Here is a 23,932-nt window from a genome sequence, read left to right on the forward strand (position 1 = left end):
CCCTCACCCCTCCCCCGCCGGCGTCTCTCGATGCCCGATGAAGCTGAGGGCGTTGTAGATGGTGCGGCGAGGATCGAGGATCGCGCGGCGGCCGTGCATCGCCCGGGTGTTGTCGACGAGCAGCACGTCGCCGTCTCGCCAGGCGATGTCCACGGTCACCGCCTCGGTCACCCGGACCACCTCGTCGAGCAGCGACAGCGGGATCGGCTCGCGATCGGCGAACGTGATCCTCGGCTTCTCGTAGTTGTAGGACGGCCCGAGGATGCTGTTGGCGAACGCGATGCGGTCGGAGAACAGCGTCCTCCTCGCGGCCGGCACCTGGAACTCGTAGTAGATCGCCTCGCCGGCCGAGGGGCGGATCACCGTGCCGGGCCGGGCGTCGGCGAGGGAGAGCAGGTCGTCGAGGCTGATGTCCTCGACCCGCTTCGCCCCTTGCAGCGCGTGGTGGACGAAGCTCTTCCACTTCGCGGCCTCGACGTGGCGGCTGTACACGATGTCCCTGTCCAGGAACGCCCGCTGCGCCGCCGGCGAGAGCGCGTCCCACGCCCGGTAGCCGTCGCACACCGTCGTCTCCGAGCCGATCGACGCCGCCCTCTCGCAGAAGAACCAGCAGAGGTGCGGCATGAACGGGCTGTTGCCGTTCTCGCAGTGGAGCCCGATGGCGTCGAGGCCGGCGTCGACCTTCTGCGCCACGCCCCCGTGGAGCGACCGGGCCGGGTCGAGCGTGATCCGCTCGCTCATGCGCCGCACGAGCCGCGAGAACTCGCCCACGCTCGTGTCGAAGCCGCGCAGCAGCAGGAAGCCGGCGTCCGCCAGCACCTGCATCACCGTGGACCTGTCGAGGACGTCGAGCGGCGTGCCCGGCTGCGCTGTGATGAGCGCGCCGTCGCCGTGATGATGGCTGGTGTTCGTCGTCACGCTGGACATGAATTCTCCTTGCAGGCGAGCTCCAGCGTCATGCGCTTCCAGAGCTCTGTGCGAATGGGTCGACCGGTGATGGTGAAGCAATGCCGGTAAAGCTCGGGCGTGCTCTTCAGGACGACGATCTCGGCGGCGCGCTCCACCTCGGACAGGTGCCGCTGGCCGAAGTCGTCGATCGCGGCCCGGGCCGCGTCGGGATCGGCGCGCTCTTCCACGATGAAGAGGCCGTGTATCTTCTCGAGGCGATCGCCGAAGATGACCGCCTCCTCCACGAAATCGAGCGACTTGTACCTCGACTCGACCCACGCCGGAGAGACGTTCCTCCCGCTGGCCGTGATGATCAGGTTCTTCTTCCGGCCGGTGATGCGGACGAAGCCGTCGCTGTCGATCTCCGCGATGTCGCCGGTGTGCAGCCAGCCCTTCGCGTCCACGGCGCAGCTCGACGGGTCCGCCGAGGTGTAGCCGGCGAACAGGGAGCTGCTCCGGAGGAGCAGCTCGCCGTCCGCGGCGAGCTGGACCTCGACGTGATCGAGAGGCCTGCCCACCGTCCCGATCCTGGCGCTCCCGGGGACGTTCCACGTCGCGACGGACGAGTTCTCGCTCAGCCCGTATCCCTCGTAGACGGCGATGCCGCGCCGCGCGAGCCGGGAGAGCACGTCCGGCGCGACCGGGGCGCCGCCGCAGCCGAGGAACGCCGGCTCGTCGCGGCCGAAGAGCGCCTGAAAGAGGGCCTCGCCGCGCATGTCGACCGCGTCGGGCGCATGGCAGAAGCGGTCGATCGCCTCGACCATGGCCGGCGGGAGGGTCATCGCCGAGGGGCGCGCGAGCCGCAGGTAGGGCAAGATCGCCTTCGCCGTCGTCCCCGGGGTGCCGAGGAGCAGCGACGGCGGCGAGAGGAGGACGAGCGTGCCGCCGTCGCTCAGCGTCATGTAGATCCCGGTGACCTGCTCGATGAGCAGGCTCAGCGGCACGATGGACAGGTACCTTGCGTACGTGCCCGGCGGTACCTTGCGGCGCAGCGCCGCCACGAGATCGGCCACGCCGAAGGCGCGGATCTTCACCCCTTTCGGCGCGCTGGTGGTGCCCGAGGTGTGGATGATCTTGCAGACGAAATCCTGGCGCCGACACGGCGTGAGATCCCTCGGCCCGCCGCGCTGCGCGCCGGACAGCGCGTCGACGTCGACGGGGACGCACCTCGGGGCCGGGACGCCGGCCTCCGCCCAGGCGCGGAGCCTGGCCTGTCCCGGCGCGTCGACGAGGCAGACATCGACGTGCTCCAGGAGGTGCCTGGCCTGCTCCGCCGAGAACGCGAGCGGGATCGGCACCTCGACGGCCTCGCCGAGCCAGAGCGCCAGATCGGCCGCGACCCACTCCGGCGAATTGGCCATGACGAGCCCGACCCGCAGGCCGCCGCCGGCCTCGCGATCGAGGCCGATCAGCAGGCCCCGCAGCGCGGAGACCGCGTCGAGCATCTCGCGCCATCGGTAGCTTTGCCGGGCGCCCGGCGCGGCGTCCAGCACCTCGATCATGACGGCGTCGGGCCGCGCCTCGCCCATGGCGACGATGTCGTCAATGAGCCTCATGGTAGCGCTCCGCTCGCCTCTGCTCTTCCAGCCTGAGATCGAGCGCCGAGAACCTGTAGCGGCCCGTGTTGCGAGCGAACATGTCCGCGATCGCGTCGAGCCGGATATAGCCTGTCTGCGGCCGCTGCTCGTAGTAGCTGCCCCACCTCTCCTGCGCTCCCTCGCCCAGCCGGGCGGCGTCCGCGCCGCGGACGGGCTGGAAGTTGAGCCCCACGGCGTCGAAGATGATCTTCAGGTTCGCGGTGATCGTGCAGAGGATGTATTTCTTGCCGAGGCACCAGGCGAGGATCGGCACGGCGCGGATCAGCTCGGTCCCGGCGCGGTGCTCGATGGACGCCAGCGACCCGACCTCCACGATCGCGTCGCGGCTCACCGGCTGCCGCTCCAGCGCGGAGATGACCTGCTCGATCGGCTCGTCGATGTACTGCTCGGAGAAGAGCCGGTCGCCCGAGCTGAAGGTGAGCCCGGCGCAGGCGACCACCTTCGACGGGGCGGCGCCGAGGCCGTGATCCGTTGTGCAGACAACGAAGCAATCCGGGTTGGGCCTCACCTCGGCGCCGAAGGAGCGCCGGTACTTCTGGCGAACCAGATCGACGGCCTGGCTCCAGTCGTCGCTCGACCCAAACGAGACCTTGATATGCATGCGCGCCATCCTTTCGGTGCTGCGGACCCACGTGATCACACGTTCGCCGCGGCCGAGTGCAACGCGCGGTCCATCGGACCGTCGCGGTGTTCCGCCCGCGCTTCCGCGCGCGTCGTCACCCGCGCTTCTACGCGCGCGCCGCGCCAGCGCGGCCCGGCGGCGGGCGAGGCCATGAGCGCCCCTCCGACCGATGTTTGCGCGAGTGCGCAACGCGGGTGAGCAAAGGTCCGGGCGGCGGGCGATCTGGGGAGCTCGGGCCAGGCCGCGGACCGGGCCGATCTCGATCGCTCGAGGCCGCGCGGGCGCTCGGATTCGCGCGTCGGGCACGGGCGTTGCTCTCACGGTGGGTCACGAGGCGATGGCCTCATGAAGCGAGGATCCATCCTGGCCAACGCGTCCTCGGACGACGCCCGGGTCCTGCTTCCCTTCGATCAACACCGGAACCACGCCCGACAGGAGAACCCCTGATGGATTCGCTGAGCACCCCCGAAGTTTCCCGCGTCCTCGACCGGATCTACCGCGAGGCGGACAGCACCGATCCGGCCGTCTTCGATCACATCATCGCCGAGATCGAGCGGACCGGTGGACCGAAGAGCGCCCAGTACTGGGCGAAGGAGCTCGACCGCGCGTACATGCCTGTCGCGCCGGACGTCGGCCGCCTCCTCTACATGCTCACGAGGACGCGCCGGCCGCGGCTCGTCGTCGAGTTCGGCACCTCGTTCGGCATCTCGGCCATTCACATCGCCTCCGCCCTGCGCGATAACGGCGCGGGGCGGCTCATCGCCACGGAGCTCAACCCGATCAAGGCCGCGAAGGCCCGCGAGAACCTGCGCTCCACGGGCCTCGCCGACCTGGTCGATCTCCGGGAGGGCGACGCGCTCCAGACGCTCACGCAGGGGCTCGAGGCGGGGGTCGACATGGTCCTCCTCGACGGATGGAAGGAGATCTATCTGCCGGTGCTCCAGATCCTGGAGCCGCGCCTGGGCCCTGGATCGCTCGTCATCGCGGACGACACGACGGTGTACCCGGAGTCGGTGACCCCCTATCTCGAGTACGTCCGGAAGGCGGAGAGCGGCTATCTCTCCGTCGCCGTGCCGCTCGACGACGGGCTGGAGCTCTCGTTCTACACGGGCGCCGGGCGCGCCCGCGCCGACAGGGCGAGCTGACCGGCCGCGCGCTCCGGCCGGCGCTGTTCACCCCACGTCAGCTCAGGACGAGGTACGAGTCGCCGAACTCGTGGCAGAGATACCCCGCCTGCTCGGCGTGGGCGTTTGCGCGGTGGAGGAGCGGGGCCGGCGCGAACGCCTCGAGGAGCCGGAAATGGCTCTCCGTCGGGTCGTGCACGCCGGTCAAGAGCCCGTCGACCACCCTCGGCCGGAAGCCGTGGTGGAGCACGAGATCGGTGACGCCGGGGCCGGCGCGGAGCTCCCCCCCGTGCTGGGCGGCGCACCCCTCGAGGGCGCGCGTCACGGTCGTGCCGACCGCGACGACCCGGCGCCCGCTCGCCCTGGCCTCGCGCACCGCCGCCACCGTCTCCTCGGGGATCTCGAAGCGCTCCGGCAGCGGCAGCAGGGCGTCGAGCGCCGCGTCGCCGGTCGACGAGATCCCGGCCGCGTGGGTGACCCACGCGACCCGGACGCCGCGGCGGATCAGCTCGAGCAGGAGCCCCCACGCGAGCGGCCGCCCGGCCGAGGGGAGCTCGGCGCAGAGCGGCCGGCTCGCGAACCGCGTCTGCGCGTGCCAGAGCTCGATCGGGCCCGCGAGGTACGCATACTGGATCGGGCGCCCGCGCCGGTAGAGCGCCGACCAGAGCGGCGCGCCCCGCTCGCGAAAGGCGATCTCGACCAGGCGCGCCGAGGCCGCGGAGACGCGCTCGACGACGGCCGAGAGGTCGTCACCGAACGTCACGGCGTCGCCCGGGCCGAGCGCGGTCGGCGCCGGGCGGTCCTCGGTGCGCGTGCGCCAGTCGCCGGCGCCGAACAGGAGGGCCGAATACCGCCCCTCCGACAGCTCGCCGATCAGCCGCACTTCCACCTTCGCGCCGCCGCCGGTCTCGCCGTGCAGCGAGGCCGGCAGCGTGGCGCCGTCGTTGACGACGAGGAGATCGCCCGGCTCGAGGAGCGCGGGCAGATCCGCGATGCGCGCGTCGCGCAGGCGCCCGAGGCGCGGGTCCACGTGGAGGAGCCGCTCCTCCAGGGGGCTCTCGCGAGGCCAGGCCGCGGGGCTCATGGCGCCTCCGGGAGGCTCGCGGCCTCGAGGCGCGCGCCGCTCGGCACCTCGCCCGCGCGGGCGACAAGGCCGACGATCCGGCGGGCGACGTCCGCGGGGTTCGCCAGCGTGCTCGGGTCGACGTCGGGGATGGCCTCCGCGTGCATCCGCGTGTCCATCTCGCCGGGATCCACCGCGTAGAACGAGACGCCCGTGCCCTCGAGCTCCGCGGCCCAGGTGCGCGAGAGGTGGTCGAGCGCCGCCTTGGAGACGCCGTAAGCCCCCCACCGCGGATAGGCGTTCACCGCCGCGTCCGAGCTGATGTGGACGACGACCCCGCGGCGCCGGAGCGCCATCGCGCCGGCGATCACCTTGGTGAGGCGGAAGGGGCCGACCACGTTCACCTCGAGCACGCGGCCGAGATCCTCGCACTCGGTGTCGAGCAGGATCGGCAGCGGCGTCTTGCCGAGCGTGCTCGCGTTGTGGACGAGCAGGTCGATGGGCCCGACGAGCGCCGCCGCCGCGCCCGCGATCGCGTAGGTCTGCCCCTTGTCGCCGACGTCCGCCGCGAGCGCGTGCGCGACCCCGCCCTCCCGGGTGATCTCGTCCGCCACCGCCTCGAGCGGCGCGCGCTCGCGCGCGACGAGCACCACCTTCGCGCCCCTCCGGGCGAGCTCGCGCGCGAGCGCGGCGCCGAGCCCGCGGCTCGCCCCCGTCACGAGCGCCGCGCGCGGCGCGAACGCCCCCGCCCCCGCGGCGCGGGGGGACGGCGCCTGGGAGCCCGCCTCGGCCTGGATGAGCGCGTCGCTTCCGGTCGATCCGTTGTTCATCGTCGTTTCCTCCTCGATCCCAGGCTAATCCGCGCTGGCTCGCGTGTTGGAGATGGCTCCAATTTCTTGGATACGTGCTAATCTCCGGGCATGGACCAGGACGCGGTGCTCGCGGGGAGGCTCGCGAAGAACATCAAGCAGCTACGGGAGGCCCGGGGGCTGACGCAGCAGCAGCTCGCCAGGCTCGCCGGCGTGCCGCGGGCGACCTGGGCGCACCTCGAGTCCGGCGCGGCGAACCCGACGCTCGGCGTCCTGCACCGCGCCGCCGCCGCGCTCCAGGTCTCGATCGAGGAGATGCTCTCTGCCCCCCGCGCGACGTGCCAGCTCTACGCGCGCGACGCGCTGCCCACGCGCACGCCTGGGCAGGCGTTCGTCCGCAAGCTCCTGCCGGACCCGATCCCGGGCATGGAGATGGATCGGATCGAGATCCCCCCGGGCGGGCGGATGACGGGCGTCCCGCACACGCCGGGGACGCGCGAGTACCTGACGTGCGAGTCGGGGGAGCTCCTGCTCGTCGTGAGCGGCGAGCGGTTCACGCTCGGCGCGGGCGACGTCGCCGTGTTCCGCGGCGATCAGCGCCACTCGTACAACAACCCCGGCAAGCAGCCGGCGGTCGGCTATTCGGTCGTCGTCCTGGCGCGGGTGCTCTGAGCGCGGGCGTCATCCCCAGGAACGGATAGCGGTGGCGAATCACAGGCCGAAGCTCGCCTTGAGCGCGTCGAACTCCGCGAAATCGTCGCTGTTGGCCCTGTACGAGCCGCCCTGCTGCGTGAAGAGCGACGAGCCCCATGAGCCGCTCTGCGTGGGCTCCCAGAAGAACGTCCCGAGCCCTCTGCCGTCCGGCAGGTCGCGCATGATCTGGTTGGCCCTCGTGCGCTCGGGGTTGTATTCCGCGATCGCGAAGGACAGGTCCGGGAACGTCTCGGCCAGGGTATTGAAGGTATTCTCCCATACCTCAGGTTCGCCCTGAAATGCCGTGTAGCAGGAGAGCCCGAGGACGTCGAACGCGACGCCTCGCCGCTTCGCGCTGTCGACCCACCACGCGACGCCGCTCGCGTCCTCGGTGTTCTCGACGTGCAGCATGATCTTGATCGTGTCGTCGACCTCCTTGACCCCGTCGATGCCGGCCTTGAGCAGGGCGGCCAGGTTGTCCCAGTTCTGGTTCGTCGCTCGCCCGGTGAGGCCGCTCGGATTGACGACCGAATCGTTCCCCCAGCAATCTGTGTTCGCGGACGGCACATGGATGAGCATGCCCGGCGTGATCTCGTTGCCGATCTGCACCATGTCCGGGCGCGCGCCCGCGCTGACGAGCGCGGCGACGACGTCCTTCGTGTAGGCCTTCAAGAGGCCGGTCATCTCGTCGATCGACCGGGCGTCCCGCCAGGCCTCGGGGATGATCTGTTTGCCAGGGTCGGCCCAGGTGTCGCTGTAATGGAAGTCGAGCAGGAACCCCATGCCTGCGTCCTTGATCTGCTTTCCGAACTCGATCGTGTGGTCCCTGTCGCAATACGTCTCTTCTTTTTCGCAAGAGCCGCCGGTCCCGAGGGCATAGCCGTAGCGGGCGCCCGGGTCCACGAACGTCCGGAGCCGGATGTAATTGAATCCGTGGTTCTTCAGCAGGTCGAGGATCCCCTTTTCGTTTCCGTCGGTGTCCGTGTACCTCGCGCCGCTGTCGACAGCCTCCTGGATGCTGGAGATGTCCGCGCCCAGGATGAAGCTGGGCTCGAACACCGGCGTGCCGCCCATTCCGCCCGTCCCGGAGCCACCCATTCCGCCCGTCCCCGAGCCGCCCATCCCCGCCGAGGTGGAAGACGAGGACGAGCTCATCCCGACAGATGCACCTCCTCCGCTCGAGCTCGCTGCCGTCGCGCTGCCGCCGCCTCCCCCCGAGGCGGTCCCCCCCTGACCAGCGCTGCCGGGATCACCGCCATCCGGGCCTGACCCGGTGCAGTGACAGAGAAAAAATGAGATAAAGAGCGCGCCCATCCTGGCGAAGGAGGGTCCGGTGGAGCGGATTGTGGTCATCATGCCACCATCTTGCCCGAGCCCAACCGCCAGTGTCACGCGGCAACTGTCCCGCTCGCGGCAGCGCGGTGCTCGACCGTCCTTGTCGTGTCCGGGCTCCAGGCGACGCCGACGGCAGCTCGCCGGTTGCGGCGGCGCCCTGAGCCATTCAAACGGACCGAGTCGGAATCGCAGCGCCGCGACTCAGCGCTTCTTTCGCCCGGCGAGCGCCGCGCACACGAGCAGCGCCAGCGCGGCAATCCCGGCCCTCCCCGCGCCGCCCGACGCGCCGGCAGCGCGGAAGCTGCACCCGCTCTCCTCCGTCTCACCGCCTCCATCACTGCCGCCTGCGCCCGGGCCGCTGCCGCCTGCGCCTGTGCCCGGGCCGCTGCCGCCGCTGCCAGGGCCGCTGCCGCCGCTGCCAGGGCCGCTGCCGCCCGTGCCGCCGCTGCCAGGCCCCATCCCGGAATCGCACGTCCCCCCCGGATAGACGTCCTCCTCGGTCCACGCCGGCTCGGGCGGCCCACCGAGGCCCGGTTGCGCCGTATCCGGGTCCTTCCGGTGATAGCAAGGCTTGCAGGCGTGAACGGGCGCGCCCGCGGCGTTCCCGGCCGTGTCCGTCACCGTGGCCCGGAAGCAGAACGCCTCCGGGGCAGCGGCGCCGCCGAGCACGTCGACTGTCCGGCTCAGGGCCACGGTCACCGGCGTGGCATTCATGAACCTGCTTTGCGAGAACACCGGGTCGGTGAACGTGTCGTCCCGGAACGCCTCGACGGTCGTGATCACGGGCGCCTCGCCGCTCCCCGCGGTCTCCGCCTCGACCGTGACCCACCAGGTCAGATCGCTGTCCACCTGGCAGTCTCCGCCGCTCGACGTGAAATCGGCATGGTCGTGGAGGTCGAACGACAGCCCGCTCGGCCCCGCGGGAGCTTCCGTGTCCGCGGCGCCGGCCGTGAGCTCGATCCGGCTCTGCCCGCACGGCTCCTGCGCGCCGCAGAAGTCGCCCTCGATCACGATCGCCTGCCCCTCGCCGGGCGGCGGCTCGATCCGCGCGACGAGGCTGTACCCGAGGGGCGGCAGGTCCTTCACGGCCACGAGGCTCGCCGGCTCGCCGTCGACGGTCACCGACACGGCGTCCAGCGAGATCGAGAACCCGTCGAAGAAGATAGCGGCGTTCCCCGGGAGCGCCCCGCCGCTCTCGGGCAATGTGCCCGTCAGGCCCGGCAGCGGCGGGCTGCACGCGTCAGCGATCGACTCCATGGCGACGGTACAGAGCAGCGCCGCGAGGATCCCAGCAGTCCATGAACCATGTCTCATCATGGACGCGAGCATACAGGGTCGAGCCCGGATCACGAGAACGGCCAGGACGCCAGGGACGCCAGGAGAACCATACCTTTCTTCTCCTTGCCTCCCGGACGCCCAGACGGCGCGATCCCCGTCTGCGCGCCGCGCTACAGGGTCGCCAGCACGGCGTCCGCCCGGTGCTTCACGTAGTGCTCGACGGCCTCGGGCAGCGTCGGCAGCGTCGCGCGGCGACGGCTGTGGAGCCCTCCCTGACGGGGCAGGCTCGCCCGGAGCCCGAGCGTGTGCGCGGGACACGGGTGCACCGCCCGCGAGGGCAGGCCGAACGCGTCGCACATCATCTTCGCCCACGAGGCGAAGCTGACGACGCCGTCGTTCGCCAGGTGCCACACCCCCTCGGCCTGATCGATCGCGAGGTCCAGGCACGTGTGCGCCAGGTGCGGCAGGTAGGTGGGCGACACGAAGAGATCGTCCGCCGCGCGGAACGGCTCGCCGCGCTGGACGGCCGAGAGCGCGAGGGCGACGAAGCTGCGCGCCTCGAACGGCCCGAACAGGCTGCCCGTCCGGACCACCAGCGCGCTCGGCAGGGCCTCGAGGACGCCCCGCTCGCCCTGCGCCTGCGCCGCGCCGAACGCGCTGATCGGCGCGACAGGATCATCCTCCACGTAGGGCGCGGGCTTGCTCCCGTCGAACACGAAGGACGACGAGAACATCAGGAGCCGCGAGCCGTGGCGCCTGCACGCCTCCGCCAGCAGGGTCGGGCCGACGACGTTCGCGCGGCGGCACGCCTCGATCTCGTCCTCGGCGTCGTGCACGCGCGTGTAGCCCGCCGCGTTGACCACGAGCCACGGGCGGACCTCCGCGATCGCGCGCTCCAGGGCCGCCGCGTCGGTGATGTCGAGCTCGCTGCGCGTCATCGCCCGGACGTGGATGCCGCGCTCCTCGCACGCGCGCGCCAGCGCCGCGCCGAGCGACCCGCCCGCGCCGGTGATCAGGATCGGCCGCTCGCGCGGCTCGCAGAGGGTCCGCGTCGTCGCGCGCGGCGCCCCGTAGAGCAGCCGCTCGTCGCGCCGCCACCACCCCGGCACGTCGGCGAGCGGGTGCTCGGACCGGCCGGCCTCCGCGAGCTCCTTCGCGACGACGGCGAGCGCCGTGGGGCGCGGCGCGGGCCCGCGCACGTCGAACACCCCCGGCTCGTAGTGGCCGCGCGCCTGCGTGACGAGGCTGTCCCAGTCGTACGCCCCGAACGCGGACCACAGCGTCACCGCCCGCACGTCGGCGCCCTCCGCGCGCGCCGCGTGCGCGGCCTCCCACGCCTCGACGAGCCAGCGGATCTGCTCCTCCGGCGTGCACCCGAGGTGGACCTCGGTGATCGCGATCGGCGTCCTGTAGCGCTCCCACACCTCGCGGAGCACGTGGTGATGGCCGAAGATCCCTTCCTCGCGGACGCGCACCGCCTCCACGTCGGCGTACGCGTCGCGGCCGTTCCCGCCGTGCGTCCACGCGGGGTACAGCTCCAGGCGGTCGTCGAGGAACCTGTCGCTCGTCAGGTAGTAGTTCACGCCGATCACGTCCGGCGGGCACGGCGCCGCCGCGACCTGCGCGAGCTCCTCGTCGGCGACGCCGCAGTCGAGGAGGTGCGTGTGGAGCGGGTGCGCGGCGTCCACGCGCCCGTACAGCAGATCCAGGCTCAGCCAGCGCCGGTGGTTCTCGAACGCGGCCTGGTAGGCGAGCCGGGGCGTGCTGGCGACAGCGCCGAAGTCCTCGGTCTGCACGAGCCGCGCGTCCGGGCGCACCCGCCGGATGGCGCGCATCGCCGCGGCGGTCGCGCGCGTCTCCACGAGCAGCGCGCGCATGAGCGAGGCCGAGTCCCGGCGGTGCGGGTACCAGTGCCCGTAGAGCGCGCTGAAGCGCGCTGTCGTGAGCGGCTCGTTGACGGGCGTGTAGTCGCGCACCCACGGGTACCGCTCCGCCACCGCGCCCGCGAACGCCTCGAGGCCGGCAACGAAGCTGTCCTCCATCAGGCTCGTCCACGGCGGCCCGCTCCCGTGGTGGACGAGCCCGACGATCACGTCGATGCCGAGCTCCTTCAGCCGGTGGAGCCGCTCGTCGGCCCAGGAGAAGTCGGCGCTCCCGAGGCCGTCCGGGGCCGTGCGCTCCCAGAGCACCGGGTACCGCACGGCCTTGACGCCGAGCTCCGCCAGCAGATCGAGATCCGTGATGCGGTCGTGATGTCCGGTCCGCTCGAGCTGGTTGAAGTACGCGTCGCCGACGCGGTTGACCGTGCACTCCACGCCGGCCCAGAGCGCGATCCCGGACCGGTCCCTCACGGGACGAGCCCTCCCACGAGCACCGTCGCCCGCCGGCCCGGCACGCGCGCGTAGGCGTCCACGACGGCCCGCCCCACCTTCGTCGCGCTCCCGCGCTTCACGAGGGCGACGATCGATCCGCCGAAGCCGCCGCCGGTCAGCCGCGCGCCGAAGACGTCCGGCTGCGCCCGCGCGCTCTCCACCAGATCGTCGATCTCGGGCACGGACACCTCGAAGTCGTCGCGCATCGACCGGTGCGACGCGTCGAAGAGCTCGCCCAGGCGGCCGAGGTCCCCGGCGCGGATCGCGGCCACGGCGGCGAGCACCCGCGCGTTCTCGGTCACGACGTGGCGCGCGCGCCGGTCGAGCGGCGGCGGGAGCGACGCGATGCGCGGCTCCGCGGCCGCGTCGACGTCCCGGAGCTGCGGGACGCCGAGCGCCGCCGCGGCGCGCTCGCACTCCGCGCGCCGCGTCTTGTAGTCGCCGCTCGCGTGCTGGTGCGCCACCCCGGAGTTGATCACGAGCAGCTCGGCCTGCGCCGGCAGCGGGATGCGCTCGAAGGCGAGCGTCCTCGTGTCGAGGAAGAGCGCCGTGTTCTCGTCGGCGAGGCTCGCGGCCATCTGGTCCATCGTCCCGACCGGCGCGCCAACGAAGTCATGCTCCGCGGCGTGCGCGATCCGGGCGATGTCCACGTCGTCGATCGTCAGGTCGAGCATCGCGCGCAGCGCGCGGGCGAGCGCCACGAGCAGCGATGCGCTCGACGACAGCCCGCTGCCGAGCGGCACCGTGGACGCGATCCGCGCGTCGAAGCCGGGGACCGCGACGCCGCGCTGCCGGAGCACCGCGGTGATCCCCTGCACGTAGTCGATCCACAGGCCGCGGCGCGCCTCCTCCCCGGCGCGGAAGGAGAGGTGCGCCCCGCCGTCCACGTTCGTCGTCGCGATCCGGACGAGCCCGTCGTCCCGCGGCGCGATCTCGATCCGCGTCTTCTGCGGGATCGCCGTCGGGAGCACGTAACCACCGCTGTAGTCGGTGTGCTCGCCGATCAGGTTCACGCGCCCCGGCGCCTCGGCCAGGCGCTTCGCCGGGCGGCCGAAGACGGCCTCGAAGCCCTGCGCCGCCGCCGTCATCGCGGCGCCCCCATGTCCGCCAGCTCCGGCATGTCCGCCAGCCCCGGCATGTCCGCCAGCCCGCCGTCGCTCAGCGCCGAGGGCGTCACGCTCGGGCCCACGAACGGCATCCCCTGCGTCGCGGCCGCCATCTGGTGCAGCGGGAACTTCGGCGTACGGTCGGCGTAGAGCAGCCCGTTCGCCTCCTGGTACGTGTCAGCGAACTGCGTGTAGCAGAAGCCTGCCAAGAGCTCGAGGGAGTTGATCACCTTCATCAGCCTTGTATAGCGCTCCGCGAACTCCTCCGGCGTCCTGCACGCCGAGTACCCCCAGGTGCCGCCGTTTTCGCCGCAGCTCGTCGGCGCGACGGCGATCCCGCCGAACTCGGACAGGACGATGGCCGTCTCGTGGCTGACCGACGGATCGAGCACGAGCGCGCGGCCGCCGGGCCGCTCCCGCTTCAGCAGCTTCGGCACGACGTCGTGCGCGAAGTAGCGGCGGGCGATGCGCTCGGGCGAGGGATCGTAGTCGTGGATGCCGATGATGTCGGTCGCGACGCTCTCCCACCCGTCGTTGCCGATGACCGGCCTCGTGTAATCCATCGACCGCGTGAGGTGGTAGAGCGCCTGCACGTAGTGCCGCTCGTTCGGGTTGTCGGGCAGGTTCGGGACGCCCCACGACTCGTTGAACGGCACCCACGCGATGATGCACGGGTGGCTGATGTCGCGCCGGATCGCCTCCAGCCACTGCCGCGCGAGCCGATCGATCGACTTGCGCGTGTGCCTGTACGCGCTCGGCATCTCCTCCCAGACGAGCAGCCCGAGCCTGTCCGCCCAGTAGAGGTACCGCGGATCCTCGATCTTCTGGTGCTTCCGGGCGCCGTTGAAGCCCATCTGCTTCGTGAGCTCGACGTCGCGGCGGAGCGCGTCGTCGTCCGGCGCCGTGATCCCGGTGTCGTTCCAGTAGCCCTGGTCGAGCACCATCCGGAGCACGTACGCCCGCCCGTTCAGGAGGAAGCGGTCGCCGCGGACGGCCACCGAGCGCAGCGCGGTGTAGCTCTTCACCCGGTCGATCGTCCCCCCCGCCTGATCGTAGAGGACGATCTCCGCGTCGATCAGCGTCGGGCGCTCGGGGCACCACAGGAGCTCGTTGCGGAAGTCGTCGATCCCCGGGTCGGAGAGCGTGATGCGCCGGTGGACCTCCCCGGCCACGACCGTGTACTGGTCGTTCGCGATCGTCACGTCGCCGACGCGCAGCCGCACGCCGACGCGCGCGCCCTCCACGGGCGCGTTCGCGACCCGGACCTCGACGGCGATCTCCCAGCGCTCGAGGTTCGGGGTCCACCGCAGGTACTCCACGTGCATCCGCGGCACGCGCTCGAGCCACACCGTCTGCCAGATCCCGGTCGTGCGCGGGTACCAGATGGAGTGCGGCTCGAGCTTCCAGTCCTGCTTGCCGCGCGGCTTCGCGAGGTCGCCCGGATCGTCGTACGCCTGGACCACGATCGTGACGCTCTTGCGCCCCCGCGCGAGCTCGGTGATGTCGAGGCTGAAGGGCGTGTAGCCGCCCTCGTGCTCGCCGACGAAGCCGCCGTCGACCCACACCCTGGCCAGGTAATCGACGGCCCCGAAGTGCAGGATCAGCCGCTCGGACGGCTCGAGCTCCGGCACGTCGACCTGCCTCCGGTACCAGCAGGCCTTGTAGAAGCCGGTCTCCCCGACCCCGCTCCGCTGCGTCTCCGGGGCGAACGGCACCTCGATCTTCCTGTCGAAGCGCGCGTCTGCCGGGGAACACCAGTCCGCCCGCGGATCGAGGGCGAACTCCCACGTCCCGTTCAGGCAGATCCAGTCGTCGCGCCTGAGCAGAGGACGGGGGTAACCGCGGGAGCCGCCGCTCTTGCCGTCATCGGCAGGCGGCGGCACCGAACCAGGGATGCCGATCTGTGCAAGGTGCTGTCGGGGCATGGGTCTATCAGGCGGCGACGGTGACGGCGGCTCCGTTCATCTTGGCTTCGCGGATGCGGTCGTAGGTGGCGAGGGCCTGACCCACCACCTGGTCCATGTTGTAGTACCGGTACGTCGCGAGCCTCCCGACGAAATGCACGTTCGGCGTCGCGTCGGCAAGGTCCTTGTACTTCCGGTAGATCTCCGCGTTCTCTTGCCGCGGCACCGGGTAGTACGGGTCGCCCTCGGACGTCGGGAATTCATAGACAACGCTCGTCTTCGGGTGCTGCTGCCCGGTGAGGTACTTGAACTCCGTGATCCGGGTGTACGCGTGCTCGTTCGGGTAGTTGATGACCGCGCCCGGCTGGAAGATCTCCTTGTCGTGCGTCTCGAACTTGAAATCGAGGGAACGGTAGGGAAGCTTCCCGAAGCGGTGGTCGAAGAAGGCGTCCACCGGCCCGGTATAGATCATCTCCCTGAAGTTCACCTCGTTCATGATGTCGCGATAATCGGTGTTCAGGACGATCCTGATCTTCTTGTGATCGAGCATGTTCTCGAACATCCGCGTGTACCCGCGGAGCGGCATCGCCTGGAACTCGTCCGTGAAGTACCGCGCGTCGTAGTTCGTGCGCGCCGGCACGCGCGACGCGACGGCGGCGTCGAGCTCGGACGGGTCGAGCCCCCACTGCTTGCGCGTGTAATTGCGGAAGAACTTCTCGTAGAGCTCCCGTCCCACCTTGCTGACGACAGCGTCCTCGGAGGTGCGGACGTTCTTGATCGGCTCGGCGACGCGCGCGAAGAACGCCTCGACCTCGGCGGGCGAGTAGCTCGTCCCGTAGAGGGCGTTCACCGTGTCGACGTTGATCGGGAACGGAACGAGCTTGTCGTCGACGTGCGCGAGCACGCAGTGCTCGTACGGGCGCCACTCCGTGAACTGCGACAGGTAGCGGAAGATGCGCGGCGACGCCGTGTGGAAGATGTGCGGTCCGTACTTGTGGATGAGGACCCCGGCGTCATCGTAGCAATCGTACGCGTTGCCGCCGATGTGAGGACGCTTGTCGCACAGGAGGACCGACTTGTTCATCTGCGAGGCGAGGCGCTCCGCGAGGACGCTGCCAGCAAACCCAGCACCTACGATCAGATAGTCGAACACGGCACGTTTCCTTCCGTCCGGACCGCCGCCGAACGCTTGGAGTGGAGAGCGTCTGTCATGAGCCTGGACATCGAGCGCCACGTCTTGTCCCACGACGTCGCGCTCACCATCGCGTCCGCGATCGCGAGGCGCTCCTCTCTGGGCTGCGCGAGCGCCGCATCGACGGCCGCCGCGAACGTGGACGCGTCGGCGATGTGCACCGCCTTCCTGTCCCCGTACGGCGTGACGACGTCACGGATGGCGGTCGAGACGACCGGCTTGCCCGCCGCGAGGTACTCGAGGGTCTTCGTCGGGCTGATGAACCGGGTCGCCTCGTTGAGCGCGAACGGCATGATGGCCACGTCCCAGCCGCCGAGGTAGGCCGGGAGATCCTGATACGACTTCTGGCCGAGCCAGTGGATGTTCGGCCGCCGGGGCAGCGTGGCGGGGTCGATCTTGACGACCGGCCCGAGCATCACGAGCTGGAAATCGGGCCGCTCCTTGGCCACGCGGGCGACGAGCTCCACGTCGAGCCGCTCGTCGATCACGCCGAAGAACCCGAGGCGCGGCCTGGGGATGTCGCGCTGATCTTCCGGGTCCGGCGTCGCCTCGCGCGCCCGCGCGAAGTGGGCCGCGTCGACGCTGCTCGGGAAGGCGTGCACCGACGGGTGGTGGGCGCGCTTCGCCTCGTAGATGCTCTGGCCCCCCGTGAACACGAGGTCGGCGCGCGAGAAGAGCTCGCGCTCCCGCTCCCGGAGCATCGGCGGCGCGCCGCGGAAGGCGGAGAGCTCGTCCATGCAGTCGTACACGACCAGCGACGGCTCCACGTCGGCGGCGATCGGCAGCGACATGGGCGTGTAAAACCAGAGGATCGGCTGCCGGATGTCCTGCTCTTTCACGAGGGAGTTGAGCAGCCGGCGCTGCTGCGCGAGGGCCTCCTCCGGCTCGGTGCCGTGGGGCAGGTGCGGCACAACGACGGTGAGATTGGCCTCGATGTGTCTCGCCTCGAGCCGCGGAGGTCCTTCCTGGAACACCGGCTCTTCGACGAAGTACACCCGCCTCTCCTGCGCGAAGCGGCTCATCAGGTGGTTCGGTCGCTGGAAGACGAAGTTCCAGCGCAGGTGCGACAAACAGATGAGATCCGGCCCTGCCTGCTTCATCTTGTCTCCAATCGGTGGAAAAGGGAACCTGTGCGCGCCGGACGTTTAGCAAGTTACGGGCCGACGGCACGATACAGCCATCGACGGAGACGCCGCGATCACGGCGTGAAACGCCGCCCCTGGAAGCGCGGCAATCCGCTACATCCGCTGCGTGGAGCGCGAACGGCGCGTGCCCGCCGCGTGGGCAGCGCTCGACGGACGCAACGGACGAACCTGCCACAGATGGGGCAAAATGCGCCGCGGATCGGGCGTTTCCTGCTGCCTCTTCACGAAGGATGCAACATCGATGCGCCCGGAGAGGCGCCTCCGCAGCCGGCGGAGGTGGTGGGGAATTCCCCCGCCCTGCCGGCATGATGGAACCGCCAAGGCGCCATAAAACGCCAAGATCTTTGTGTTTTCTTGGCGTCCTTGGCCCCTTGGCGGTTCAAAAAGATCCCACGTGGGCTCCTTGTGGCCGAAAACGCCCCTCGAAACGGCGAGAAGCTACATCGAGCACCGGAGACGAGCTGGGCTCTTCCCTAAGGAAAACACCGCAGGCGACACTCGACGTCCGGGCTGCGCGCTCAGGACGCTAGAAGAGCACTCGACTCGAGGGAATGCACGCCGCTCCTGGATTGCTGAGGAGCGCGCGCGGCGCCTATCGCTCTCCAGGCAGCATCCACTTGTACTCGGCGCTCGGGCGCCACGCGGCGAGCAGCGCGAGGAGCTCCGTCGCGTCGTCGGCCACCTGGAGCACGGCGCGGTGGCCCGGCTTCATGAACTGCTCGGACACCACGTGATCCAGAAAGGCGATCAGCGGGCGGTAGTACCCCTGGACGTCGAGGAGCCCGACTGGCTTGTCCTGGGAGCCGAGCTGCGTCCATGTCCACACCTCGAACAGCTCCTCCAGCGTCCCGATGCCGCCTGGCAGGGCGATGAAGGCGTCGGACAGCGCCGCCATCTTCGCCTTGCGCTCGTGCATCGTCTCGACGACGTGGAGCTCCGTCAGCCCCCGGTGCTCGATCTCTCGCTGGTTGAGGAAGTGGGGGATCACGCCGGTCACCTCCCCGCCGCGCGCGAGCACCGCGTCGGCGATCGCGCCCATGAGGCCCACGCGGCCTCCCCCGTACACGAGCCCGATCCCTCGCGAAACAAGGAGCTCCCCGAGCCGCACGGCCGCCTCGCGGTAGGCCGGCGACGCGCCGGGGTTCGACCCGCAGTAGACGCAGATCCTCGAGAGCTTCCTCATGGGGCGAGCCTACGCCGGCAGGCGCGCCCGTTCCAGCGGCGTTCCCCCCGGGGGACCGTCGCGCCGCTGGCCGACGCGCTGTGGCGAGCCGCTGTGGCGTGAGCCCCGCAGGGGCGCCGCGCGCAGGCGGGCGCGGCGCCGGGTCGACGACCCCGCCGCGCGCAGGCGGCGCGGCGCGCGTCGGGCGGCTTACTCCTTGTCGAGCTTGCCGACGAGGCTGAGCGTGAAGAACGCGCCCATGTACTTGAAGTGCGGGCGCACCTGCATGTCGACCTTGTACCAGCCGGCGTTGCCCGGCACCTCGGTGACGATGATCCTCGCCTTGCGGAGCGGCCGGCGCCCGCGGGTCGCGGCGGAGACGACGTCCTGATCGGCAACGTACTGGCCGATCCAGTCGTTCAGCTCCTTCTCGAGGTCGGCGCGCTCCTTCCAGGTCCCGATCTGCTCGCGCTGCAGCACCTTCAGGTAGTGCGCGATGCGGCACATGATGAGCATGTACGGGAGCTGCGTCCCGAGGCGGTAGTTCATCTCGGCCGCCCGGCCCTCCTCGCTCTGCCCGTAGAACTTGGGCTTCTGCGCGGAGTTGGCCGAGAAGAAGCAGGCGTTGTCCGAGTCCTTGCGGAACGTGAGCCCGATGAACCCCTCCTCGGAGAGCTCGAACTCGCGCCGCTCGGTGAGCATGATCTCGGTCGGCACCTTGGTCTGGATCTCGCCCATCGCCTCGTACTGGTGGAGCGGCAGGTTCTCCACCGCGCCGCCCGCCTGCGGGCCGATGATGTTCGGACACCAGCGGTACTTGGCGAAGCTGTCGGCGAGCCGGGTGGCGAAGGCGTACGTCGCGTTGCCCCAGCAGTACGCGTCGTGCTTGCCGACCACGTCCTCCTCGTAGTTGAACGCCTTCACCGGGACGGTGTTGGCGCCGAACGGCAGGCGGAGCAGGAAGCGCGGCATCACGAGCCCGACGTAGCGCGCGTCCTCCGTCTCGCGGAACGCGTTCCACTTCGTGTACTGCGGCCCCTCGAAGAGCGCCTTCAGGTCCTTCAGGTTGGGCAGTCCGATGAAGTCCTTCAGGCCGAAGAACTGCGGGCCGGCCGCCGCGATGAACGGCGCGTGCGACATCGCCGCGACGGCGGCGCACTTCTGGAGCAGCGCGATGTCCTGGGGTCCGGGCCCGAACTCGTAGTTCGCGACGATCGCGCCGACCGGCTTGCCGCCGAACTGGCCGAACTCCGCCGAGTAGACGAGCTTGTACAGGCCGCTCTTCGGCACCTCGGGGGCGTCCTCGAAATCGGCGAGGAGGTCCTCCTTGGAGCAGTTGAGCATCTCGACCTTGATGTTCTCGCGGAAATCACACCGGTCGATGACGAACTTGAGGCCGCGCCACGCGGACTCGAGCTTCTGGAAGCTGGGGTGGTGGAGGATCTCGTCGATCTGCCGCGAGAGCTTGACGTCGATCTCCGCGATCAGCGCGTCGACGAAGGCCTTGTCGACCTTCTCACCCTCGCGCCGCGGGGCGACGAGCTCCGAGATGAAGGCCTGCACGCCCCTCTTGGCGATCTCGTACCCCTCGTCGCCGGGCGTCATCTTCGTCTCGGCGAGGATCTCGTCGAGCAGGGACCCTCCCTCGAGGGTCTGGACGCCTGCGCTCCCCGCGACCTGTGTCTCTGTCGCCATCGCTCACTCCCCTTCCTTGTCGAGCCCGAGCTCGCTCACGATCTTGTTGCGCTGGGCCGGGTCGCTCAGGATCTGCTGGATCTTGTTGCGGAACGCCTTCTCGTTCCCGAGCGGGCCCTTCAGGGCCGTCAGCGCGGCGCGCAGGTCGAGCAGCTTCTTGAGCTCCGGCACCTGGTTCGCGATCGCCTCGGGCTCCATGTCGCTGAGCCGGCGGAACTTGAGGTTGACCGTGAGCTCGCTGTTCTCCTGCTCGGAGAGGACGTCCTTGACATTGAAGGTGAGCGCGAGCTTCTGCTCGCTCATGACCTTCTGGAAGTTGTCCTTGTCCACGTTGATCGGCTTGCGGTCCTCGAGGGGCCGCGGATCCGGCCGCTGCGTGTAGTCGCCGAGCATCAGGAGCTTCAACGGCAGCTCGACGTCTTCCTTCGCGTTCCCCGTGGCCGGCTTGTACGTGATGTTCACGCGCTCCTTCGGCGCGACCGATCCCTCTTTCATCGCAGGCTCCTTTCCCCGTCGGCAGCGGGCGGAGCGCCCGCAGGCCGTTCGAGCATAGACCAAAACCCTCGCCCATCGGGCAAGCTTCTCGGCGCGGCGCGCATCGGGCGTCGCACGGGCCCTCCTCAGGCCTCCAGCGAAAGTTTCAGGGCGAGCGCAGCGTCGAGCTGGCAGACGCGCTCGAAGCAGAGCGCCTCCTTCGCCTTCGCCTCGGGTGTGGCCTCGTAGCCCTGGTTCAGCACCCGGTAGCATGTGTGGAGCGCGGCGTAGAGCTCCGCGCAGAGATCCGGCTGCCATGTCGACAATCGGTGGTGGTCGACGATCTGCTCCAGCGCCTCGAGCTGCGCGCGCGCCACGAGGAACTGGGACAGATCGATGTTGATCTGCGCCATGGCGAGCCGCACGCGGAAGCGGTCCAGCGCCGACGGAGCGGCGGCCGCGGCCTTCTCGAGGAGCGCCATCGCGTCGACGGGCTGCTGGTTCGCGACGAGCCCGCGCGCCTCGGACAGCGGCTTGTCGAGGTAGCTCCGCGGCCTCGCCGGCGCCGCCGCGCCGTTCCCTCCGCCGCCGAGGACGGCCGCCACCTCGTTCGCGAGCCAGGCCTGCGTCTCGCTGTCCGCGAACGGCGTGCCGTCCCTGAACTTGAGGTTGGGCAGGAGCGGCGCGCGGAGCACGAGGGCGCCCACCTCGACGAGCACGGCGCGCCGCGCGTCGGCGTAGTCCTCGCCGAGCTGCTCGAGCGCGTTCGCCGCGTACCGGTGCGGATCGAGCCAGAGGGGGTAGTTCTGCGCGTACTCGTCGGCGACCGACAGGAGGTCGGCGAACGCGCCCTGGCTCGTCAGCGCCGGGAGCGTCTGCAGCACGTGCTCGGGCGGCGGCGGGATCGCCGTTGCGCCGTTCGGGGACGAGGCGCCCGGGTCGTCGAGGAGGTCGACCCAGAGCCCGACGCGGAGGATGCGGTACGCGGCCGCGCGCTTCGGATCTGCGGCGCGGAGCGCGTCGCCCGCGCGCGCGAGCAGCGGCGCGCAGCGGCCGAGCGCCGTGAGCGCGGAGTCCTCGTCGACGATCGCCTCGACGCTGAGCGCCGGGTCCGCCGTGGCGACGACGGCCGGCGGGCTCGGCGGCGGGGTGACGACGACCGCCGTGGCCACGGGCGCCTGGACCAGCGCCGCCTCGGCGGCCTTCGGCGGCTCTGCCTTCGGCGGCTCCGGCTTCGGCGGCGGCGGGGGCGGCGGCGGCGGGGGCGGCGGCGCCTCGGCCGGCAGGCTTGCGACGAGGCTGCGGATCGCGTTGCGGAGCGGGCCCATCCCGCCGTACGCCTCGCCGAGCTTGTCGCCGAGGTCGGCGTCGACGGCGCGGCTCACCTGCTCGAGGGCGTTCACCACGTCGCGCTCTGCGGCGGACGGCGTGATGCCGGCGAGCGCGGCGGCCGAGATCTCGCTGAACCAGGCGCACAGGTTGCCGCGCGCCTTGGGCCGCCGGAGCGCGGGGTACATGGTGTCCCAGAACGCGCCGTTCAGCTCCTGCACGAGGACGAGCCCATCGAGCAGGCCGGGGAGCTTGTCGAGCTGCGCCTTCGCCGCCGCGTAGTAGAGGGCGACGCGGAAGTCCTTGGACTTCTCGGTGAGGATCTCGTCGGCGCCGCTCGCGATGCGCGCCCAGTCGACCTTGCCGCCCGCGAGCGACTGCAGCTTGTCGACCTCGTTCTTGAGGGCCTCGAACGCCTCGTCGTAGGTGACGTCTGCGCCGACGCCTCCGTTGATGGGCGCGAACAGCGCCTCGATGCGCTCCTTGGATTGGTTGATCGCGTCTTCAGCGGCCATGGGTCGCGCAGGATATCAAGACGTCCCGAGCGTGGACGGCGAATCATGGACCCCCGCGCGCAAGCCGTCGCGCCGACCGGAGCGCGGCCCCGTGCGGTAACCAAGGCGGTGACGGGTGCGATGGAGGGTGCGGCGGACGGGGCAGCTCGGGCGTCGGCGCTCGGGCATCGGTCAGCCGAGGGCCTCGAGGAAGCTATCGAGCGACAGGTCGGTGCGTGCGACGAGCGCGTCGAGCTCTGGCCCGAGGGCGTGTCGGGAGACGTGCTCCTCGACCGGCGGGGGCCCGCAGAGGTCGGCGATGTGTTCGGCCTGGGTGGTGGGCGCGATCATTTCGCGGAACGAGCCCACGTGGGGTGGCCCGAGGTGGAGGAGCAGGGTGCGCTGGGGTGTCCAGAACGCGTTCATCAGCGTACGTCCCCACTTGGACAGGCGGAGGGTGATGTCCATCCACACGGCGGCGGCGTAGGCGTCGCCTGCGCCGAGCGGCAGCCTGAGCGCGAGCCCTGTCCGTGGCAGCTCCTGACCGCGGAACGGCGTCACCGACTCGAGGATGTTCTGCAGCACCCAGAAGCGGCTCGCGTCGGTGCCGAAGCCTGCGTCCCAGAGCGCCTTCATCGGCTGGGTTTTCAGCCATGCGCGGTAGTTGGCGTGCGACGTCTCGGCGTCGTCGAGCGACGGCGGAGCGATCTGGGAGACGCGGTGGAGGAACGCGTCGACGGGCATGTTGCGCCCGTTGGTTGCGGCGTCGTGGGCGGCGGCGAGGAGGGGGAACAGGGTGATGGGGAGCGACGCGCCTGCGGCGACGAGCTGGTCGTAATCGTACGAGCCGAACACGACGATCGGGTAGAGCCGGCCAGCGTTGTCGCCGCTGGCGGCCCAGGCGCCCACGAGCCCGCGGGTGGGCGGCTCGTCGCCTTTCGGGTCGCCGTGGAAGACGAAGAGCCCGAGCGCGGTCTGGTAGTACGCGTCGAAATGGGGCCCCATGGCGCGCCGGGCGAAATCGATGGCTGCGCCGAGCCATCGGTCGAAGGCGGCGAGCTCTTCTCCGCCAGCGTTCAGCCGGATGAAATCGCCCGTGGCGGGCAGCTTGCCGAAGCAGCCGATCTGCGGCGGAGCGGCAGGGCCCTTCTTGCGGCGCCAGAACATGACGGCCCGAGAGTGAACCACGAACCCCACACGGAACGCTAGGGCCGGGTGGGGAGGGCCGGGTGGGGAGGGGGGCTGCGCGGGCGGGGGGCGGCGGGGGCGCCTCCCGCGAACTCGCGCCTTTTGGTGGCTATTGCCTCACATACGGGCCAGGCGAGACCAGGAGCGACTCGCTTCGCCGCGGGCCGGCGCTCGGATTCGCGGGGCCCTCCCCCGCCGCCCCCCGCCCGCGCAGCCCCCCTCCCCACCCGGCTCCTTTGAAATAAAAAGTCGTCACGATCGCAACGCTCATCGTTCGCAGGCAGGCGCGACCGCAGCCTGAAGCGAGAGGGGGCGGGAGCGACCGTCCGCGGGAGCGACCGCAGGCTGGAGCGACTGCAGGCTCGAGTGGAGCGACCGTGGGCGGGAGCGATGTCGGGTTG

19 protein-coding genes are annotated in these 23,932 nt (G+C 70.7%); 2 read left to right on the top strand and 17 right to left on the bottom strand.

Going from position 1 to position 23,932, the window contains the following annotated elements; translation table 11 throughout:
• Positions 1–3: 3 nt before the first annotated feature.
• The 3 genes from WMF24_RS26720 to WMF24_RS26730 are packed head-to-tail and all read right to left on the bottom strand — an operon-like array spanning position 4 to position 3,147.
• Positions 4–927, bottom strand: a complete 924-nt coding sequence (locus tag WMF24_RS26720) for a TauD/TfdA family dioxygenase (protein ID WP_437730216.1) — start codon at positions 925–927, stop codon at positions 4–6.
• Positions 915–2,504: an AMP-binding protein gene (locus WMF24_RS26725; RefSeq protein WP_437730217.1), complete on the bottom strand. Its 1,590-nt coding sequence runs from the start codon at positions 2,502–2,504 to the stop codon at positions 915–917. Before WMF24_RS26725 ends, WMF24_RS26720 begins: the two co-directional genes overlap by 13 nt.
• On the bottom strand, positions 2,491–3,147 hold the full coding sequence (locus WMF24_RS26730; RefSeq protein ID WP_437730218.1) for a thermostable hemolysin: 657 nt from the start codon (positions 3,145–3,147) through the stop codon (positions 2,491–2,493). Before WMF24_RS26730 ends, WMF24_RS26725 begins: the two co-directional genes overlap by 14 nt.
• 467 nt (positions 3,148–3,614) lie before the next feature.
• Between WMF24_RS26730 and WMF24_RS26735 the strand changes: the two genes are divergently transcribed.
• Positions 3,615–4,313: an O-methyltransferase gene (locus WMF24_RS26735; RefSeq protein WP_437730219.1), complete on the top strand. Its 699-nt coding sequence runs from the start codon at positions 3,615–3,617 to the stop codon at positions 4,311–4,313.
• Between the two features lie 37 nt (positions 4,314–4,350).
• Here the strand turns inward: WMF24_RS26735 and WMF24_RS26740 are convergent, their stop codons facing one another.
• The gene (locus tag WMF24_RS26740; protein ID WP_437730220.1) at positions 4,351–5,376 is read right to left on the bottom strand and encodes an S-adenosylmethionine:tRNA ribosyltransferase-isomerase; all 1,026 of its coding nucleotides are present in this window, start codon (positions 5,374–5,376) and stop codon (positions 4,351–4,353) included.
• Entirely contained in the window at positions 5,373–6,185 is an 813-nt protein-coding gene (locus WMF24_RS26745) for an SDR family NAD(P)-dependent oxidoreductase (RefSeq protein WP_437730221.1), read from the bottom strand. The genes WMF24_RS26740 and WMF24_RS26745 overlap by 4 nt, the downstream gene beginning before the upstream one ends.
• Positions 6,186–6,275: 90 nt before the next feature.
• Between WMF24_RS26745 and WMF24_RS26750 the strand changes: the two genes are divergently transcribed.
• Positions 6,276–6,836: a helix-turn-helix domain-containing protein gene (locus WMF24_RS26750; protein ID WP_437730222.1), complete on the top strand. Its 561-nt coding sequence runs from the start codon at positions 6,276–6,278 to the stop codon at positions 6,834–6,836.
• A 39-nt stretch (positions 6,837–6,875) separates the two neighbouring features.
• Here the strand turns inward: WMF24_RS26750 and WMF24_RS26755 are convergent, their stop codons facing one another.
• The 12 genes from WMF24_RS26755 to tagF all read right to left on the bottom strand — a co-directional run bounded on the left by WMF24_RS26755 (position 6,876) and on the right by tagF (position 23,510).
• Positions 6,876–8,012: a glycosyl hydrolase 53 family protein gene (locus WMF24_RS26755; RefSeq protein ID WP_437730223.1), complete on the bottom strand. Its 1,137-nt coding sequence runs from the start codon at positions 8,010–8,012 to the stop codon at positions 6,876–6,878.
• Positions 8,013–8,393: 381 nt separating this feature from the next.
• Positions 8,394–9,509 (bottom strand): hypothetical protein, encoded by a 1,116-nt coding sequence (locus WMF24_RS26760; protein WP_437730224.1) that lies wholly within the window; start codon positions 9,507–9,509, stop codon positions 8,394–8,396.
• Between the two features lie 131 nt (positions 9,510–9,640).
• On the bottom strand, positions 9,641–11,821 hold the full coding sequence (locus WMF24_RS26765; RefSeq protein WP_437730225.1) for a family 1 glycosylhydrolase: 2,181 nt from the start codon (positions 11,819–11,821) through the stop codon (positions 9,641–9,643).
• Entirely contained in the window at positions 11,818–12,930 is a 1,113-nt protein-coding gene (galK, locus tag WMF24_RS26770; protein ID WP_437730226.1) for a galactokinase, read from the bottom strand. The genes WMF24_RS26765 and galK overlap by 4 nt, the downstream gene beginning before the upstream one ends.
• Complete coding sequence (locus tag WMF24_RS26775; protein ID WP_437730227.1) at positions 12,927–14,873, bottom strand: glycoside hydrolase family 2 protein; 1,947 nt, start codon at positions 14,871–14,873, stop codon at positions 12,927–12,929. Before WMF24_RS26775 ends, galK begins: the two co-directional genes overlap by 4 nt.
• Positions 14,874–14,880: 7 nt before the next feature.
• A complete protein-coding gene (gene glf, locus WMF24_RS26780) occupies positions 14,881–16,005 on the bottom strand; it encodes a UDP-galactopyranose mutase (RefSeq protein ID WP_437730228.1) in 1,125 nt (374 codons plus the stop codon).
• A complete protein-coding gene (locus tag WMF24_RS26785) occupies positions 15,990–17,144 on the bottom strand; it encodes a glycosyltransferase family 1 protein (RefSeq protein ID WP_437730229.1) in 1,155 nt (384 codons plus the stop codon). The genes glf and WMF24_RS26785 overlap by 16 nt, the downstream gene beginning before the upstream one ends.
• A gap of 637 nt (positions 17,145–17,781) precedes the next feature.
• Positions 17,782–18,372, bottom strand: a complete 591-nt coding sequence (locus tag WMF24_RS26790) for a TIGR00730 family Rossman fold protein (RefSeq protein WP_437730230.1) — start codon at positions 18,370–18,372, stop codon at positions 17,782–17,784.
• Positions 18,373–18,561: 189 nt separating this feature from the next.
• Positions 18,562–20,046: a type VI secretion system contractile sheath large subunit gene (gene tssC, locus WMF24_RS26795; protein WP_437730231.1), complete on the bottom strand. Its 1,485-nt coding sequence runs from the start codon at positions 20,044–20,046 to the stop codon at positions 18,562–18,564.
• A 3-nt stretch (positions 20,047–20,049) separates the two neighbouring features.
• On the bottom strand, positions 20,050–20,541 hold the full coding sequence (gene tssB / locus WMF24_RS26800; protein ID WP_012237614.1) for a type VI secretion system contractile sheath small subunit: 492 nt from the start codon (positions 20,539–20,541) through the stop codon (positions 20,050–20,052).
• A gap of 125 nt (positions 20,542–20,666) precedes the next feature.
• A complete protein-coding gene (gene tssA / locus WMF24_RS26805; RefSeq protein WP_437730232.1) occupies positions 20,667–22,364 on the bottom strand; it encodes a type VI secretion system protein TssA in 1,698 nt (565 codons plus the stop codon).
• 171 nt (positions 22,365–22,535) lie between these two features.
• A complete protein-coding gene (tagF, locus tag WMF24_RS26810; RefSeq protein WP_437730233.1) occupies positions 22,536–23,510 on the bottom strand; it encodes a type VI secretion system-associated protein TagF in 975 nt (324 codons plus the stop codon).
• Positions 23,511–23,932: the final 422 nt, after the last annotated feature.

It is taken from the genome of Sorangium sp. So ce1335 (genome assembly GCF_051521615.1).
GTDB lineage: Bacteria > Myxococcota_A > Polyangia > Polyangiales > Polyangiaceae > Sorangium.

What these genes read in the sequence shown, in the direction of transcription:
- tagF (WP_437730233.1), bottom strand. Translation starts at nt 23,510, where the DNA reads ATGTTCTGGCGCCGCAAGAAGGGCCCTGCCGCTCCGCCGCAGATCGGC.
- WMF24_RS26750 (WP_437730222.1), top strand. Translation starts at nt 6,276, where the DNA reads ATGGACCAGGACGCGGTGCTCGCGGGGAGGCTCGCGAAGAACATCAAG.
- WMF24_RS26740 (WP_437730220.1), bottom strand. Translation starts at nt 5,376, where the DNA reads ATGAGCCCCGCGGCCTGGCCTCGCGAGAGCCCCCTGGAGGAGCGGCTC.
- WMF24_RS26760 (WP_437730224.1), bottom strand. Translation starts at nt 9,509, where the DNA reads ATGATGAGACATGGTTCATGGACTGCTGGGATCCTCGCGGCGCTGCTC.
- galK (WP_437730226.1), bottom strand. Translation starts at nt 12,930, where the DNA reads ATGACGGCGGCGGCGCAGGGCTTCGAGGCCGTCTTCGGCCGCCCGGCG.
- tssB (WP_012237614.1), bottom strand. Translation starts at nt 20,541, where the DNA reads ATGAAAGAGGGATCGGTCGCGCCGAAGGAGCGCGTGAACATCACGTAC.
- tssA (WP_437730232.1), bottom strand. Translation starts at nt 22,364, where the DNA reads ATGGCCGCTGAAGACGCGATCAACCAATCCAAGGAGCGCATCGAGGCG.
- WMF24_RS26730 (WP_437730218.1), bottom strand. Translation starts at nt 3,147, where the DNA reads ATGCATATCAAGGTCTCGTTTGGGTCGAGCGACGACTGGAGCCAGGCC.
- WMF24_RS26755 (WP_437730223.1), bottom strand. Translation starts at nt 8,012, where the DNA reads ATGAGCTCGTCCTCGTCTTCCACCTCGGCGGGGATGGGCGGCTCGGGG.
- WMF24_RS26735 (WP_437730219.1), top strand. Translation starts at nt 3,615, where the DNA reads ATGGATTCGCTGAGCACCCCCGAAGTTTCCCGCGTCCTCGACCGGATC.
- WMF24_RS26775 (WP_437730227.1), bottom strand. Translation starts at nt 14,873, where the DNA reads ATGCCCCGACAGCACCTTGCACAGATCGGCATCCCTGGTTCGGTGCCG.
- tssC (WP_437730231.1), bottom strand. Translation starts at nt 20,046, where the DNA reads ATGGCGACAGAGACACAGGTCGCGGGGAGCGCAGGCGTCCAGACCCTC.
- WMF24_RS26790 (WP_437730230.1), bottom strand. Translation starts at nt 18,372, where the DNA reads ATGAGGAAGCTCTCGAGGATCTGCGTCTACTGCGGGTCGAACCCCGGC.
- WMF24_RS26725 (WP_437730217.1), bottom strand. Translation starts at nt 2,504, where the DNA reads ATGAGGCTCATTGACGACATCGTCGCCATGGGCGAGGCGCGGCCCGAC.
- WMF24_RS26785 (WP_437730229.1), bottom strand. Translation starts at nt 17,144, where the DNA reads ATGAAGCAGGCAGGGCCGGATCTCATCTGTTTGTCGCACCTGCGCTGG.
- WMF24_RS26745 (WP_437730221.1), bottom strand. Translation starts at nt 6,185, where the DNA reads ATGAACAACGGATCGACCGGAAGCGACGCGCTCATCCAGGCCGAGGCG.
- WMF24_RS26720 (WP_437730216.1), bottom strand. Translation starts at nt 927, where the DNA reads ATGTCCAGCGTGACGACGAACACCAGCCATCATCACGGCGACGGCGCG.